Annotated in this window: 13 protein-coding genes; 4 read left to right on the top strand and 9 right to left on the bottom strand. The window is 75.8% G+C overall.

The annotated features are described in order from the left end of the window. Positions 1–54 precede the first annotated feature (54 nt). The 4 genes from ACZ3X1_RS01660 to ACZ3X1_RS01645 form a co-directional block, all read right to left on the bottom strand. On the bottom strand, positions 55–1296 hold the full coding sequence (locus tag ACZ3X1_RS01660) for an acyltransferase family protein (protein WP_467275572.1): 1242 nt from the start codon (positions 1294–1296) through the stop codon (positions 55–57). Next, positions 1293–2381: an alpha/beta hydrolase gene (locus ACZ3X1_RS01655; RefSeq protein WP_467275570.1), complete on the bottom strand. Its 1089-nt coding sequence runs from the start codon at positions 2379–2381 to the stop codon at positions 1293–1295. The genes ACZ3X1_RS01660 and ACZ3X1_RS01655 overlap by 4 nt, the downstream gene beginning before the upstream one ends. A 131-nt stretch (positions 2382–2512) precedes the next feature. Next, the gene (locus ACZ3X1_RS01650) at positions 2513–3193 is read right to left on the bottom strand and encodes a response regulator transcription factor (RefSeq protein ID WP_356815909.1); all 681 of its coding nucleotides are present in this window, start codon (positions 3191–3193) and stop codon (positions 2513–2515) included. Further along, the gene (locus ACZ3X1_RS01645) at positions 3190–4605 is read right to left on the bottom strand and encodes a sensor histidine kinase (protein WP_467275568.1); all 1416 of its coding nucleotides are present in this window, start codon (positions 4603–4605) and stop codon (positions 3190–3192) included. Before ACZ3X1_RS01645 ends, ACZ3X1_RS01650 begins: the two co-directional genes overlap by 4 nt. Before the next feature lie 83 nt (positions 4606–4688). Between ACZ3X1_RS01645 and ACZ3X1_RS01640 the strand changes: the two genes are divergently transcribed. Continuing rightward, entirely contained in the window at positions 4689–5636 is a 948-nt protein-coding gene (locus tag ACZ3X1_RS01640) for an AEC family transporter (protein WP_467275566.1), read from the top strand. An 80-nt stretch (positions 5637–5716) separates the two neighbouring features. Further along, on the top strand, positions 5717–6109 hold the full coding sequence (locus ACZ3X1_RS01635) for a hypothetical protein (protein WP_362631630.1): 393 nt from the start codon (positions 5717–5719) through the stop codon (positions 6107–6109). On the opposite strand, the gene ACZ3X1_RS01630 is transcribed toward ACZ3X1_RS01635, so the two are convergent. The 5 genes from ACZ3X1_RS01630 to ACZ3X1_RS01610 form a co-directional block, all read right to left on the bottom strand. Then, on the bottom strand, positions 6063–7259 hold the full coding sequence (locus ACZ3X1_RS01630) for a trypsin-like peptidase domain-containing protein (RefSeq protein ID WP_467275564.1): 1197 nt from the start codon (positions 7257–7259) through the stop codon (positions 6063–6065). The two genes, ACZ3X1_RS01635 and ACZ3X1_RS01630, sit on opposite strands and share 47 nt — an antisense overlap. A gap of 12 nt (positions 7260–7271) precedes the next feature. Then, complete coding sequence (locus ACZ3X1_RS01625; protein ID WP_467275562.1) at positions 7272–8807, bottom strand: FAD-binding oxidoreductase; 1536 nt, start codon at positions 8805–8807, stop codon at positions 7272–7274. A gap of 388 nt (positions 8808–9195) precedes the next feature. Further along, positions 9196–9594, bottom strand: coding sequence for a VOC family protein (locus ACZ3X1_RS01620; RefSeq protein ID WP_467275560.1), 399 nt, complete (start codon positions 9592–9594; stop codon positions 9196–9198). Positions 9595–9710: 116 nt separating this feature from the next. Continuing rightward, positions 9711–10364: a class I SAM-dependent methyltransferase gene (locus ACZ3X1_RS01615; protein WP_356815761.1), complete on the bottom strand. Its 654-nt coding sequence runs from the start codon at positions 10362–10364 to the stop codon at positions 9711–9713. A gap of 33 nt (positions 10365–10397) precedes the next feature. Beyond that, on the bottom strand, positions 10398–11912 hold the full coding sequence (locus ACZ3X1_RS01610) for an IucA/IucC family protein (protein ID WP_467275557.1): 1515 nt from the start codon (positions 11910–11912) through the stop codon (positions 10398–10400). Positions 11913–12018: 106 nt separating this feature from the next. Here ACZ3X1_RS01610 and ACZ3X1_RS01605 point away from each other — a divergent pair, with 106 nt between their 5' ends. Continuing rightward, the gene (locus tag ACZ3X1_RS01605; RefSeq protein ID WP_356815764.1) at positions 12019–13584 is read left to right on the top strand and encodes an IucA/IucC family protein; all 1566 of its coding nucleotides are present in this window, start codon (positions 12019–12021) and stop codon (positions 13582–13584) included. A 144-nt stretch (positions 13585–13728) separates the two neighbouring features. Continuing rightward, positions 13729–14538, top strand: coding sequence for a GntR family transcriptional regulator (locus ACZ3X1_RS01600; RefSeq protein ID WP_467275555.1), 810 nt, complete (start codon positions 13729–13731; stop codon positions 14536–14538). The last annotated feature ends 29 nt before the right edge of the window (positions 14539–14567 follow it).

Raw genomic sequence — 14567 nt, 5'->3', positions numbered from 1 at the left:
CCGCAGATCCCGGCCGGCGCGGCGGGCGGCCGACGCTCGTTTTGGGGGCAGCCCTCAGGCCAGGCCCAGTGCGAACGCCCCGTAGCCCGCGGCGAGGAGGCCCGCCACCGTGCGGCGCACCGCCCGGCGCACAGCGCTCGCCCGCCGGCCCTCGACCGGTGGTGCCTCGAACCGCCGCGCGTACCGGGCGATCGCGGCCAGCAGCCCCGCGAACACCGGCATCCACGCCAGCCGCGCCACGATCCAGGCCAGGCTGTCCGGCGCCGTCGTCAGCCCGGCGACCCCGCCCGCGAACGAAGCGGGCACGGCAGCGGCCAGCATGGCCGTCTGGTGCCAGCACAGGATCGTCATCGCGCACAGGTTGACCGCCACCACCGGGGCCCACAGGGCAGGCCGGGCCAGCAGCCGAGCCAGCCGGTCCCGCAACAGGATCGCCGCACCCGACTGCGCCGAGGCCAGCGCGAGCACCAGCAGCGACGGCGGGTGCGAGTTGGTCCGCGCCGCACCCGGCACCCCCACCATCGACGCCGGATAGTGGAACACCGCCAACAGCGCGGCGAACAGCAGTGCCCCGCCGGCCAGCAGCAGCCAGGCCCCGCGCCGCTCGATGCGCCGCTCGCCCCAGGACACGCCCAGCTGGTACGCGAACAGCCAGCCCGGCAGGATGTTCAGCAGCGACAGCCAGGACGGCACCGACTCCGCGAGCGGCCCGTACCGCAGGAGGTCCACCACCGCGACCGAGGCGAGCAGCGGGACCGCCGCCCAGCCGCCGAGCCGGCGCGCCGCCCGCACGCAGTACGGCGTCAGCGCGGTGACCACCACGTACACCCCGACGAACCACAGCGGCTGGACGACCAGCTTCGCGCCGGTCCGCAGCGACGACTCCGGCACCCCGGCCGCGTACAGCACGGGCGCGGCCAGCGCCCACACCGCCGTCACGCCGAGCACGGGCCGCCCCAGACGTACGAGCCGGCCCTTCAGCCACGCGCCGGGCGACCCCGGGCGGCGACGGTAGGCGAGCGCCGAGGCGTAGCCGCCGACGAGGAAGAAGACGCCCAGCATCTGGAGCACCCAACTGGCCGGCGCCCACCCGCCGAAGGCCGACAGGGGGCTGGCGTTGTGCAGGCCGCCGTCCGCGTCGAGCGTGAAGCCGCCGAGCAGCCAGTGGCCGGTCGGCACGGCCAGCAGCGCCAGAGCGCGCAGCCCGTCGACCGCCCGGTCGCGGTGGGCGGGGGTCTGGCGGTCGATCCGCTCGGCGGCCTTCCGCAGCGGTGCCAGGACGGTGGGGCCGCTCATCGGACCTCTCCCTTCGCGATCGCGGCGAAGGCCGCGAGGGACTGCGTGCCGGGTGTGAAGTAGCCCGCGTGGCCGCGTACGTCGGCGGCGGGCACCCGGCGGGCGCCGAAGGCCGCGGAGGTGGGGTCGGCGCCGTGGCCGACCCCGGCGAAGCTGACGTTCGGGACGTCCGCGATCCAGTCCGAGGGGCCCCTGGCCGCCCAGACGCGTGCGCCGGTGCGCAGGGCGTCGGCGGTGTCCGCCCGCATGCCGGGAGATCCGAGGGCCACGATGTCGGAGGCGTCGGTGTGCCGGGCCGCCAGCCCGCAGACCACCGAGCCGTAGCTGTGGCAGAACAGCGCCGGGTCGGGTGCGCCGACCGCGTCGAGGCCGGCGGTGAAGCGGGCCAGCCGCGGTGCCCCGGCGGCGGCCAGCCGGCCGTCGGCCGCGTCGAGGCCCACGCCGACCGGGGTGGTGTACCCGGTCCACGCGATGAGGGCCACCGAAGCGTCGGTCGGCGAACCCCCGGTCGCCGAAGCGCCGGTCGCCGAACCCCCGGTCGCCGTGAGCAGCGCCCGGGCCATGCCGACCGGGCCGGTGTGCGGTGCGCGCAGGGCGTCGTAGGAGGTGGCGTCGTTGTCGGAGCCGGGCACGATCACCGAGACGTGCGCGGCGTGCTCCAGGTCCCCGAAGACCTCGGCCACCTGGCCCCGGCCGCGCGGGTCGAAGGCCAGGATCCGCCGGTCCGGAGCGGCCAGGGACGCGTACCGCGCCTCACCCGTGGCGGCGGCGGCGAGCCGGTTCGCCTCGTACCGCAGGGGGACCGGCGCTCCGTCCAGGTTGCCCACCACCAGCGGGTGGGTCCGTACGAGTGCGGAGCGCGCCGCGTCGTCCAGCCCGTCGAAGAACCGGGCCACCTCGTGCGGCGTCGCCGTCGCCGGATCGGGCAGCGCCCGGCCGTGCGCCGTGTCGGCCCGCCAGGCGGCGGTGCCCGGCGGCGGCCCGGTGACCGCCGACTGGCTCTCGCCCGAGGCCCATCCGGCGGTCCCCCCGACGACGGTCACCGCCAGTGCGGCCGTGACCAGCGTCCTTCCGAAGCGGCGCATGCCCCTTCTCCTCTCGTCGTGACGAGGGGGAAGGTAGGAAGACGGCACCGGCGCGTACGTCGGACCGTGGAGCCAAGTCGGATGTCATACCCCGGTAGGGGGTGGAGGAGACGGCCCGGCGGCCGGTGGGATCAGGCCGAGTCGCCCGGGCGCACCAGGCCCGCCTCGTAGGCGAAGACCACGGCCTGGGCCCGGTCCCGCAGGTCGAGCTTGGCCAGCACCCGCCCGATGTGCGTCTTCACCGTCTGCTCCGCCAGCACCAGGTGACCCGCGATCTCCTGGTTCGACAGCCCGCGCGCGATCAGCTCCAGCACCTCGGTCTCGCGCGGCGTCAGACCGTTCAGCCGCAGCGCCGGGTCCTTGCGCGGCGCCGGCCGCTGCTGGACGAAGTCCGCGATCAGCCGCCGCGTCACCGACGGCGCGAGCAGCGCCTCGCCCGAGGCGACGACCCGTACCGCCGCTATCAAGTCGGCGGGCGGGGCGTCCTTGAGCAGGAAGCCGGAGGCCCCGGCGCGCAGCGCCTCGTACACGTAGTCGTCGATGTCGAAGGTGGTCAGCATCAGCACCTTCGGCCGGTGCACCACCCCGGGCGGCGGGGCGAGGATCTCCCGGGCCGCCGTCAGGCCGTCCATCTCCGGCATCCGTACGTCCATCAGCACCACGTCGGGGTGCGTGGAGCGGGACACCCGCACCCCCTGGCGCCCGTCGGGGGCCTCGCCCACCACGTCGATGTCGGCCTGCGCCGACAGCAGCGCGGCGAACCCCGCCCGCACCATGGCCTGGTCGTCGACGATGACCACGCGGATGGTCAACTGCGCTCCTCATTCATGTCGTCGGTGCCGTCCGTGTCGGCGGAACCGGCACCGGCGCGCAACGGCAGGCGCGCGGCGACCCGGAAACCCCCGTCGGGCAGGTGCCCGGTGTCCAGCGTCCCGCCGGTCAACCGTACGCGCTCGCGCATGCCCACGAGGCCGTGCCCCGTGCCCGGACCGTCCGGCTCCACCACCGCGTCCCGGGCCGCGGGACCGTTGACGACGAGCACGAGAACCTCGTCGTCGACCGTCACCGACACCCGGGTGGACGCGCCCGGCGCGTGCCGCACCACGTTGGCGAGGGCCTCCTGCACGATCCGGTACGCAGACAGGTCCACCGCGGGCGGCGCCGCCCGCGCCGCGCCGGCCGCCAGCGACAGCTCCACCGGCTGGCCCGCCCGTACGGTCGCCTCCACCAGCTGCTGCAGCCGGCCGATCCCCGGCTGCGGACCCCGCTCGCCGTCGCCGCCGTCGCCGCCCGCGCCACCCGCCCCGTCCGGGGCCCGCAGCACGGTCAGCAGCCGCCGCATCTCGCCGAGGGACTGCCGCGCGCCTGCCGCGATCGCCGCGAACTCCTCCTGCACCGGCTCCGGCATGCCCGGCAGCCGGTAGGGCGCCGAATCGGCCTGCACAGTGATCACCGACATGTGGTGGGCCACCACGTCGTGCAACTCGCGCGCGATCCGGGCGCGTTCCTCCAGCAGGGTGCGCCGCGACCGCTCGGCCTCGCTGATGCTCTCCTGTTCGGCGATCCGCTGGCGCGCGTCGCCCAGACCGCGCAGCGCACCCGTCAGGGCCAGCACGACGCCGACGAGTACGAAGAGCAGCGCGGCGGTGTTCATGGTGTCCGCCGGCTGGAAGAAGCCGAGCACCGCACCGAGCGCACCGGTCACCAGCCACACGGCGACCAGGGTCCGGATGGACTCGCGCAGTCCGAGGCAGGCCATCAGCACCAGGTAGCCGACCACGGCCATCGGCGTCCACGGCCAGGAGTGTCCGGCGACCTTGTCGGCCTGGGTCAGCAGGACCGCGCCGAGGGTGTCCGCGACCAGGACGAGGAGCCAGGCCGGCAGCGGCCGGGTCACGGAGAGGAGCAGGGGCACGGTCTGCGCCACCCCGAGCGCGCCCGCCCAACCGCCGTCCATTCCGTAGTCGTCGCTCAGCACGACGATCGTCGTCGGCAGCAGCGAGAGCACCACGATGCCGACCAGGACGTACGGCAGTGCCCGCTGCCAGGCCTTGGGGGCCTGCGCGAACAGCGGCTGGGCCGCCCCGGCCGGGGTACGCAGGGCCGCGGCGAGCTGCGCCGGGGCGCCGGGCCCCCGGGTCCGGCCGCCGGGCCGCGCGGCCGGTCGCCCGGCCGGCCGACCGCCGAGTCCGCTTCCGGTCCGTGCGCGGGGTGTGTCGCTCATGATCGCACCAGCCTATGCGCCGCCCGGCCCGGACGGGCGCAGGGGTAGGGTGCACAGCAGTCGATCATGGGGGAGACGTTCGCATGGGCGGGGCGGCGGCGCTGGAGAAGCTGGTGCCGGTGCTGCTGGCCTTCGGCGGCGGAGTCCTCCTCGCGCGCCGCAAGGTCGTCCCGGCCGAGGCCTCCAAGGTCTTCTCCGACTACGCCTTCCTCTTCGCCATGCCCTGCTACCTCTTCGGGAACATCTACGCCAGCGACCTCGCCGCCCTGTTCAACTGGCGGGCGATAGCCGGGTACGCGGCGGCCGCGGCGGTCGCCGTGGCGGTCGTGGCCGTGGCGGCGGTGGCCCGCGGCCGGCGGGAGCCCCGCGCCGTGGCACTGCGCGTGATGGCCGGAGTCCAGGTGAACACCGCCTACTTCGCCGTCCCGGTGTTCATCACCGTCTTCGGGACGGCCGCCCCGATCTTCCCGATCCTGCTCTTCCAGGTCTGCGTACTGTCCCTGGTCGTCATCGCCCTCATGGAACTGGGCCGCGCGGGCCCCGCCGAGGGCGGCCCGGGCCGACGCCTGTCCCGGGCCGTCGGGGCCTCGCTCGCCACCCCGCTGGTCCTCGCCTGCAACGCGGGGATCCTGCTCAACCTGCTGTCGGTGCGGGTCCCGGCCGTGGCCCTGGACGGAGCCGCCTTCGTCGGGAACAGCGCCTCGCCGGTCGCCCTGTTCGCCCTCGGCCTCCACCTCGGCGGCGTCGGCCTCCACCTGCGGGGCACGACGCGCGAGGAGCTGGCCCTGATCGGGTTCAAGTGCCTGGCGTTCCCGCTGCTGGCGTGGGCGGTGTGCGGGCTGCTGTTCGGGGTGCGGGGCGACTGGCTGGCGTACCTCGTACTGATCGCGGCCATGCCGACCCCGCAGAACCTGTTCATCTTCGCCCAGCGCTACGACGTGGGCGTGGACCTCTCCGCCTCGGTAGTGATCAAGACCTCCCTCCTGTCGCTGGTGCTGCTGCCCCTCTGGCTCCAGACGGTCGCCGGCTGAGCGTTCGCCGCCCGGGTGGACGGCACGACCCGGCGGCAACGGGTACGTACCCCCGGGCGGGACCGGCTCGTTGAACCGGCATGGAACTGCCGACCATCGCGGCGCCGGGCGTCGGGGAACGGGCCGACGCCGCGGCCGATGCCGCCTGCCACCTCTACGACACCGTCGCGCCCTGGGGCCCCGGGGCGCCGGGAGGGTGGAGCCGGACCGCGGCCGAGGACGCCGCCGAGGCGATCGAGACCACCGCGTACGCCCTCGCCTCCGTCGCCCCGGGCGCCGAGGTGGTCCTCGCGCCCGTCCACGCGGCCCTGGCCGACCTGCGCCGCCGGCTCGGCCTCGCGCCCGCCGAGCTGCTGACCGGCGACGGGTTCCCGGCGGTCCCGCGTACGGTCGGCAACCCGCGTCGGACCCGGTGGGTGCGCGCGCTCACGGCGCCTTCGCCCCGGCAACCGCCTTCTCGTACAACTTCCTGATGTCCGTGCCGAAGTACGAACTGTACGAGACGTCGGACGTGTCCCCGCCCGTCTTCCAGCCGCCGATCACGCCCACCACGTCGCCGGTCCCGGTGCGGCCGTCGAGCCGCAGCAGGAAGGGGCCCCCGCTGGTGCCGCCCGGGTAGCCGGTGCAGGCGATCCGCAGGAACGAGCCCGGGATCCGGGCGTCGGTGCTGGTGTACTTCGTCGTCCGGTTGACGCACAGGCGCGGCCGGGCGGCGGTGGACGGGTGCCCGATCAGCGTGGCCCGGGCGTGCGCGTAACCGGCGCCGGTGACCAGCCGGTTGCCGCCGACGACGTCCTGCACACGGAGCCCCTTGGCGCCGGGGCCGACCTGGGCGAAGGCCACGTCGAGGGCGGCCGCGCGGTTGACGCCCTGGGTGCGGTAGCGCTGGTCGATCCAGATCTTGGAGCGCCCGGCCGCCGTCCGCACCACCGGGAACATGCCGAACGGCCGCGGTGTGGCCCGCGTGTACTGCGGGACGAAGGCCACCTGCTGGGTGTCGGCGCCGAGCAGGCAGTGCGCGGCGCTGATGACGAGGTTGCGGCCGGGGGAGGCGACCACGCTCGCGGTGCAGAAGTAGGAACCGCTGCCCTTGACGAGGAACATCCGGCCGACGACCGGGAGGCCGCCGAAGTTCTGCCCGACGCCCGGGCCGGCGGCCGGGATCCGGGGGAGGGCCGGACGTACGGGCGCGGGCGCGGGGAGGATGCTCGGCGCCGGAACGGGCGCGGGCGCGGGCGCGGGCACGGTGGGGGCGATGGGGGTGGTGACGGGGGCGGTGGTGGACGGGGACGGCGTGGCCACCGGGGTCGGTTCCGGCGGCTCGACCGCCTGGAAGGGCGGGACCGGCGGGATCTGCACCGGGTCGGCGGGGAACTCCGGCGCCACGCCCGGTCCCGGCAGGAGGCCCGGTCCCGGCAGGACGCCCGGTCCGGGGGGAACGGGCGGCAGGGGGCGGGCCGACGCCATCCGCTCGGGCGTCCAGAAGGACTCCGCCTCGTGCGCCCCCCAGCGGCCCGCGGCCGCCGGAGCGGCCGCGGCGCTCCCCGCCCCGGCCGCGGGCAGCGGCCCCGCGGACACCAGCAGGGCGGCCACCGCCGCGGCCACCGTCAACGTACGTCGCATGCCGGTCACTCCCTAAACGGCCTGGGGGAAACGGAAGAGCCGGTCCGGATCGTGGTTGCGCCGGACCTCCTCCAGCCGGGCGAGGTTCGGGCCGTAGTAGGCCTCGCGCCAGCCGATGAGCTTCGGGTCGATGTAGTTCTGGTACGCCCGGCCGCTCGCCCAAGGGCGCAGGCTCCGCCACAGCCCGTCGAGCCACGCCTCGTGCCGGGCCACGTCGGCGGCCGGCGCGGATTCGGGCCAGTGGACGAGGTACTGGGCGAGGAACGCGGCGTCCCGGTGCGCGAAGGCGGTGTCGCCGACCGGGACCCGGTTCACGGCGCCGCCGCAGACCCCGTCGAACTGCACCACGGCGAGGCCGCCCCGCGGAGCGTCGGCGCCGTAGCGGCGGACGGCGTCCAGGACCGCGCCGATCGCCGTGTCCGGCAGTCCCGCGCCGGCCCAGAAGTCGGAGCGGGCGGCGTGGGAGTTCCTGCGGAGCCGCCCCCGCGGGTCCCGGCCGGGCAACGTGCCCGGCAGCCGGCACTCCGCGGCGCCCAGGTCCGGACACCCCGACATGGCCCGCACGGTGTCGCCGTGAGTGCGTACGACGATCCAGCTGTCCCGCGGCGCTGCGCCGACGAGGTCGGACAGCCGCGTCAACTGCCTTTCCAACTCCCGGCGTCCGTCGAGGCACACCACCCGGACCGAGGGCACCGCGGCCGCCGCGGCCCCCGGCCCGGATCCGGCGAAACCCGCCTCGACGGTGAACTCCACCTGGCTCCAGAACGGGTCCGGCAGGCCGGCCAGCCAGCGCTGCCAGCCGCGCAGGACGCCCCCGCAAGCGTCGTCCGGCCAGTGGAGTTCGGCGAGGGCGCAGTCGCCGACCGGGTGGGTGCGGAAGCGGAACTCGGTCACCACGCCGAAGTTGCCGCCGCCACCGCCGCGCAGGGCCCAGAAGAGATCCGGATCCCGGTCGGCCGAGACCTCGCGGACGGCCCCGTCGGCGGTGACCACCCGCGCCCCCGTCAGCCGGTCCGCGGTGGTGCCGTACGCCCGCGAGGCCAGGCCGAGGCCGCCGCCGAGGGTGAGCCCGGCGATGCCGACGGAGGGGCACAGCCCGGTCGGGACGGACACGCCCCGCCCGGTGAGGGCCGCGTGCACGTCACCGAGCCGGGCGCCCGCGCCGATCCGTACGCCGTCCCCCTCGACCGCCACCGAGGCCATGGCCCCGGCGTCGAGGACCAGGGCACCGGTCCGGGTGGACCAGCCGGCGTAGCTGTGGCCGCCGCCGCGCGGCACCACTGGTACGGCCGTGCGGCGGGCGAAGTCCAGGCAGACGGCGACGTCCCCCGCGTGCGCGGGCCAGGCGACCGCGGCCGGCGCGACGGCGTCGTAGCGGGGCTGGAACAGCCGCCGCGCCTCCGGGTAGTCCCGGTCCCCGGGAAGCACCAGCCGCCCGTCGATCCCGCGGGCCAGCGCGCCGTAGTCCGGGCCCCCGGCCGCCGCGCCGACGGTGGCGAGGACGGCCGCGGCCGCACCGCCGAGGACCTGGCGCCGATGGAGGCTCATACCTCTTTCCTGCCACCGTCCGCCCGGATCCCCGTGCAGGCGGGTCCCACGCGCACCCCGTTGACATCCGAACGGCTCATCGCCGAAACGGTTCGACTCGTCATATGTACGGACCGGGGCGGCGGAGGTGTCCGGCGTTCCCCGACCGCCCCTCGCGTCGCGAACCGCCGCCGTACGCTGCACCCATGAGCCTGGTGGACCTCACAGCGCACGCAGAAGAGTTCAACGCCGACCCGTACCCCTTCTACGAGGCCCTGCGCGCCGCCGGCCCCGTCCACCGGCTGGTGCTGGGCGGCGAACGCGCATGGCTGGTCGTCGGCCACCACGAGGCCAGGGAGGCCCTGAGCCACCGGCCTTCGGCCGGTGGGCCGCCTGCAGCCGCTCGGGGTCAGGCGGCGGGGGGTTCCAAGGGTGGGAGGCGGCGCTGGAGGAGGCAGAATTCGTTGCCCTCCGGGTCGGCCAGGACGTGCCAGGCCTCCGTGCCGTCCTGGCCGATGTCGACGGGCCTGGCGCCGAGCGCGAGGAGGCGCTCCAGCTCGGCGGGCTGGTCGCGGTCGGTGGCGTTGACGTCGATGTGCAGGGGGAGCTTGCCGGTCCGCGGGTCGCTGTTGGGGCTCAGGACCAGCGTGGGCTGCGGGCCGCCGAAGCCGGCGCCGGGCGGGCCGATCTCGATGCTGCCGTCGTTCTCGCGGCCGAGTTCGACGTAGCCGAGGACCTTGCTCCAGAACGCGGCGAGCCGTTCCGGCTCGGCGCAGTCCAGGACCAGCTCACTGATGCGGCATGCCATGCGCGCCAGTCTACGCGGCCGACCTGCACCACGCTCGTTCCCCGCCCGCCGCTGGGACCGGTCACCTACCCGGTCCGAGGGGAACCGGGCCCCGGCGCCACGGGCCTGTGGGCCCGTCAGCCCTTGCGGGCCAGCAGGAAGCCCTGCGGGCAGTTCTCCCCGGAGGCCGGTCCGCGCAGCAGGCGGGCCACCTCGGCCAGTCCGGCCCCGGCCAGCAGGGCGGCGATCCGGTCGGGCGGCATCCGGTACACGTCGAGGTCGACGGGGTGCCCGTACGCGTGTTCCAGCCGGACCCGCCCGTCGCCCGCCTCGAAGGCGATCAGGGCATGACCGCCCGGCGCCAGCACGCGGGCGAACTCGGCGAACACCGACGGCAGTTCCCCGGGCGGGGTGTGCAGGGTGGAGTACCAGCCGAGGACCCCGCCCAGCACACCGTCCGCCACGTCCAGCGCGGACATCGGCCCCACCTCGAACCGCAGCCCCGGATACGTCCGGCGGGCAACCGCAACCATCGCCGGGGACAGGTCCACACCGAAAGCCCTTACGCCCAGCCCGTCCAGATGCGCCGTCACCCGGCCCGGACCGCAGCCCAGGTCGGCGACCGCCCGGCCGGCGCCGCCCTCGTCACCGCGCACACACTCGGCGAAGGCGGCCAGCATGGCCCGGTCCAGCGGCTTCCCGGCCAGTTCCGTGCCCAGCAGCCGCGCGCAGTCGACGGCGACGGCGTCGTACGCCGCCCGTACGGAGTGCAGGTACGAGGAAGCTGTCATGCCCGTGAACAGTAGCCCGCCCGGCGTCGCGGATCACCCTCCAACGAGCGGATTGGGCAGTTCCGCCCACTGGTCTCCGGGGACCCCCGGACTCAGCCGCATGAGGGTGAGCGCCTTCGTCGGCAGCCGCCCCGTCAGCAGCGCCCCGGTGTCGGCGGTGGCCGGCAGGGCGGTCGCCTCCGCGAGCGCCTCGGCGAAGGCTCCGGCCGAGCCCGCCGTGGCACCGAGCGCCCCCGTCAGCAGGGACCCGAAGAGCTTGCGGCGCAGGACCGCCACGTCGTCGGTGACCAGCCTGCCCGACAGGGGCGGCACCTGCAGCCCGTGCGCCCGCAGCCGGGCCGGGCTGATCCGGATGTCGGCCAGGTCGCGGTAGACCAGCCGCAGGGGCTCGCCGGCGGGGGAGAGGACGACGAGGAGGTTCTGGCCGTGGGCCTCCAGGGCCACCCCAAGCTCCAGCACCCGCAGGCACACCGACAGCGCGAGGCGGGCGAACCGCGCCCGCCAGGCCGCCGAACGGGCCGGCGGGTAGGAGGCCAGCGCCGCCACCGGCAGCACCCGCTCACCCGCGGCGGCGTCCGCGTACGCTTCCGGCGGCTCGCGCAGCACGGCCGCGAGGTCGGGGCTGTGCGCGGTCGCCGCGCCCAGGGTCCGGGTGATGTGCAGCCGCCCGTCGAGCCGCTCGGCCAGGCCCTGGGCGAAGGCGGACACGGCCGCCGCCGTCTCGATGGAGTAGACCGAGATGTCCCGGACGGAGGAGGTCAGCCGGGCGCTCAGCGCGGTCTTCACGTGCGGGCCGCCGTCGGCGGGCGCCAGCGTGCGCAGGGCCATCAGCGGATGCGCCGCGAAACCGGTCCGCACCCGCTCGTGCTTCAGCACGTGCGCCGCCTGCCACGGGTGCACGGGGACCAGGATCCGCCCGCCGTCCCGCAGCCGCGCCGGCCAGTCCCCGGTGACCAGGCACTCCTCGGCCCGTACGGAGACCAGGCCCAGCTCCACCACCGGCCGGTGCTCGGGGGCGTAGGACAGCTGCTCGGCGACCGAGAAGCCGGGGCGGGAGCGGCAGTTGGGATGGTACGGATGGCCGTCGACCACCCGCTGTTCCCACTCCCAGGTGGCCCGCGCCGCGTGGTCCTCCCCGGCGGGCGGCTGCCCGGCGCGGGAGAGCGCGAGGGAGGCCGTACCGGCGTCCAGCTCGGCGGCGAAGTCCTCCCCGTGCGGGATTCCGAGCGCCCTGACGAGCTGCCCGGCCCGGCACTGGGACCTGCCGTCGAGCAGCAGCTCCTCCACGTACGGCCGGGTCGCGTACGGGTCCGGCAGCGGGCCCTCCAGCCGGCGGCCTCCCGCCAGCAGCAGCGCCAGGCCGGTCGGCGTCGCCTCCCGGCCCACGACCCACGGCAGGGGCTCGAAGGCCAGGGCCCGCCACAGCCGGGTGAGCACGGCCGCCCGGGCGGCGCTCAGCGCGGCGGCGTACGTGGGTCCGAGTGCGGGCCGTACGGTGGCCAGTTCTGCGGCGACGGCTTCTTCGGCCGCGGAGGAGGGAATGGGCATGCTGGGCTCCGCCTTCGGAATGTCGCTTCACGGGATGATCAAGTAATCATTGCGGATACCGACGATCATGGCCGGTGGTTCCCCTCGCGGGCCGCCGGCCCACCGGATGGACCGAATGGAACCAGTGGACCTCAACGCCGACGCCGACGCGTACGCCGCCGCCCCGCTCCTGAACTGCCTGCTCCGGGAGGCGGCCGAGCCCGCGGGGCCGGCCGGGCCCGGGCCCGCCGGAGCGGCCGTGCACCGGTTGCGGGGCAGCGGGCGGCTGCTCCGCGTGCGCGGCGGCCGCCGTCCCGTACGCCCCGAACTGCGGACGGCGGACGGCTGGCACCCGCTCAGCCACACCGAACTGGTCAAACTCGTCTCCGACGAACTCGGCCGGTTCACCGGAGTCAGCAACGACGAACTACCGGTGGAGATCGCCGACAGCCGTGACGCGCTCCTCGCGCTGCTGACCGCCCGCGCCGCCGCCGAGCCCCCGGCGGACCCGTACGTGCTCTCCGAGCAGTCCCTGGTGACGGGCCACCCGTACCACCCAGCCCCCAAGGCCCGCGGCGGGGCGCCGGCCGGCAGCTGGCTGCCCTACGCGCCCGAGGCGTACGCCCGGTTCCCGCTGGTGTTCCTGGGCATCCGCGAGGACCAGTGCGTGGAAGAGGGCGGACGGGCCGCCTCCGAGGCCGTCGACTCCCTCGCCGACCTCCTCGACGGGCCGACCGCCCCCGCCGGCTACCGGCTCCTGCCCGCCCACCCCTGGCAGCTCGACCTGGTGGACGAGCGGCCCGCGGTGCGCGAGGCGTTCGCCGACGGGCGGATGCTGCGGCTCGGCGAGAGCCGCCGCCCGGCCTGGCCCACCGCGTCCGTCCGGACCCTCCACGTTCCGGATCCCGCGGCCGACCTCTTCGTGAAGTTCAGCCTCGACGTGCGGATCACCAACGACGTGCGCCGGCTGTGGCGGCACGACCTGCTGAAGCTGCGCCGCACCGACGCCGCCGTCGAGGCCGGTTTCGCCGCCCTGCGCCGGACCGGCTCGGACGCGGCCTGGCTCGCCGACCGCGGCTACCGCACCGCGGCCTTCGCCTTCGAGGAACTCGCCGTACTGGTCCGAGACGGCCTGCGCGCCCACACCGTGCCCGGGGCCACGCCGCTGCTGGCCGCCGCGCTCGCCGAGGGCCGTCCGGGGAGCCCGCCGGCCGGCGCCGCCGACCCCGCCGCCTGGTGGCGGGCGTACCTGCGCCAGGTCGTCCCGCCGGTGCTCGAACTCTTCGCCCGGCACGGCGTCGTCCTGGAGGCCCACCTCCAGAACACCCTGGTCGCGGTCGACGCGTCGGGCATGCCCGTGCAGGCCCTCTTCCGGGACGCGGAGGGGGTCAAGCTCCTGCCGGACCTGCCGCGGGCGGACGCCTGGCAGCGCCTGGTGTACTGCCTGGTGGTCAACAACCTGTCGGAGATCGCGGGCGCGCTGGCCGATCGGTATCCGGACATCTCTCCGCTCCTCTGGCCGGCCGTACGGGAGGAGTTGCTGCGCTACGACTCCCTGCGCGGGCTCCCCGAGATCGCCGGACTCCTGGCCGCACCCGCCCTGCCCGCGAAGACCAACCTGCTGCTGCGCTGGACCCGTGCCGACGGGGCGGACGCCCGCTACCGCCCCCTGCCGAACCCGCTGCGCGGGTAGGGGAGGGCCTCCCCCCGTCCGGGGGGTGGTCGGGAACCGGCCAAGGCGGGCGGTGCACCGCGATCCCCCCTCACGTAAAGGTATAGACCAATGCTAGTTTGGTCGGGCACCGCCAGTCCTTGACCACCCGTCAGAGGAGAAGCCATGCCCTCCCCTTCGCGGGGCGGCGGCCCGACCGCCATGCCCAAGTACCAGCGGATCGCCGCAGCGCTGCGCCGCGATCTCGACCGCGCCGCGCGCACCCCCGGCGGAAGACTGCCCTCCGAGCGCAGCCTGGCCGCCCGGTACCAGGTCAACCGGCAGACCATCAGGGCCGCCCTCCAGCACCTGCGCGAGGACGGCCTCGTCGTCACCGGGCGCCGCGGCTCCCGCCCCGCCGTCCGTGCCGAGGTCGTCCCCGCCGCGGCCGATCCGGTGGCTTTCGCGCCCGCGTCCCCCGCGCCCGCCCTCGCCCGGAGCTGGGTGACGGTGGTCACCGTCCCGCCCTCGCTCGCCGTACCGCTCGGCATGTCCGGCGGGGACCGCACCCTGGTCCACCACCACCGCGAGCGGGGCCGGACCGGGGAGACGCTCCGGCACGCCGTCACCTACTTCAGCCCGGACGTCGTCGCGCGCAGCCCCGAGCTGGCCGCCTGCCGCGTGCGTGCCGGGCACGCCCGCGAACAGGACCTGGATGCCCTCCGGGGCTGGCTGGAGCGGGCCGCGGCGGGCGGCCGGGTCGCCGAGACCATCACCATGACCCGCACCACCCACCCGTCGGCATCGGCGCCGTCCGCCGCCCCCGCGTGCGGTCTGACCGTGCGCCGCACCGTGCACTCCCCGTCCGGCCTGCTCCTGGCCGTGACCGACCTGTCCTTTCCCACCTGGGACCATCTGACGATCCATCGTGACCGCCGCCACCCCGCCGCCGCCGGCTTCGACGTCGTCCAGCGGAAGTCCGGAGTCCCTGTCTGAGTTCGGAGTCCGGAGCGGCCCCGCGCACC

The organism is Streptomyces sp. NPDC023541 (assembly GCF_055559995.1).
Note: the sequence above shows the minus strand (reverse complement) of the source record. Positions and strands in the feature narration are given on the sequence as shown.

What these genes read in the sequence shown, in the direction of transcription:
- ACZ3X1_RS01660 (WP_467275572.1), bottom strand. Translation starts at nt 1,296, where the DNA reads ATGAGCGGCCCCACCGTCCTGGCACCGCTGCGGAAGGCCGCCGAGCGG.
- ACZ3X1_RS01655 (WP_467275570.1), bottom strand. Translation starts at nt 2,381, where the DNA reads ATGCGCCGCTTCGGAAGGACGCTGGTCACGGCCGCACTGGCGGTGACC.
- ACZ3X1_RS01645 (WP_467275568.1), bottom strand. Translation starts at nt 4,605, where the DNA reads ATGAGCGACACACCCCGCGCACGGACCGGAAGCGGACTCGGCGGTCGG.
- ACZ3X1_RS01640 (WP_467275566.1), top strand. Translation starts at nt 4,689, where the DNA reads ATGGGCGGGGCGGCGGCGCTGGAGAAGCTGGTGCCGGTGCTGCTGGCC.
- ACZ3X1_RS01635 (WP_362631630.1), top strand. Translation starts at nt 5,717, where the DNA reads ATGGAACTGCCGACCATCGCGGCGCCGGGCGTCGGGGAACGGGCCGAC.
- ACZ3X1_RS01630 (WP_467275564.1), bottom strand. Translation starts at nt 7,259, where the DNA reads ATGCGACGTACGTTGACGGTGGCCGCGGCGGTGGCCGCCCTGCTGGTG.
- ACZ3X1_RS01625 (WP_467275562.1), bottom strand. Translation starts at nt 8,807, where the DNA reads ATGAGCCTCCATCGGCGCCAGGTCCTCGGCGGTGCGGCCGCGGCCGTC.
- ACZ3X1_RS01620 (WP_467275560.1), bottom strand. Translation starts at nt 9,594, where the DNA reads ATGGCATGCCGCATCAGTGAGCTGGTCCTGGACTGCGCCGAGCCGGAA.
- ACZ3X1_RS01615 (WP_356815761.1), bottom strand. Translation starts at nt 10,364, where the DNA reads ATGACAGCTTCCTCGTACCTGCACTCCGTACGGGCGGCGTACGACGCC.
- ACZ3X1_RS01610 (WP_467275557.1), bottom strand. Translation starts at nt 11,912, where the DNA reads ATGCCCATTCCCTCCTCCGCGGCCGAAGAAGCCGTCGCCGCAGAACTG.
- ACZ3X1_RS01605 (WP_356815764.1), top strand. Translation starts at nt 12,019, where the DNA reads ATGGACCGAATGGAACCAGTGGACCTCAACGCCGACGCCGACGCGTAC.
- ACZ3X1_RS01600 (WP_467275555.1), top strand. Translation starts at nt 13,729, where the DNA reads ATGCCCTCCCCTTCGCGGGGCGGCGGCCCGACCGCCATGCCCAAGTAC.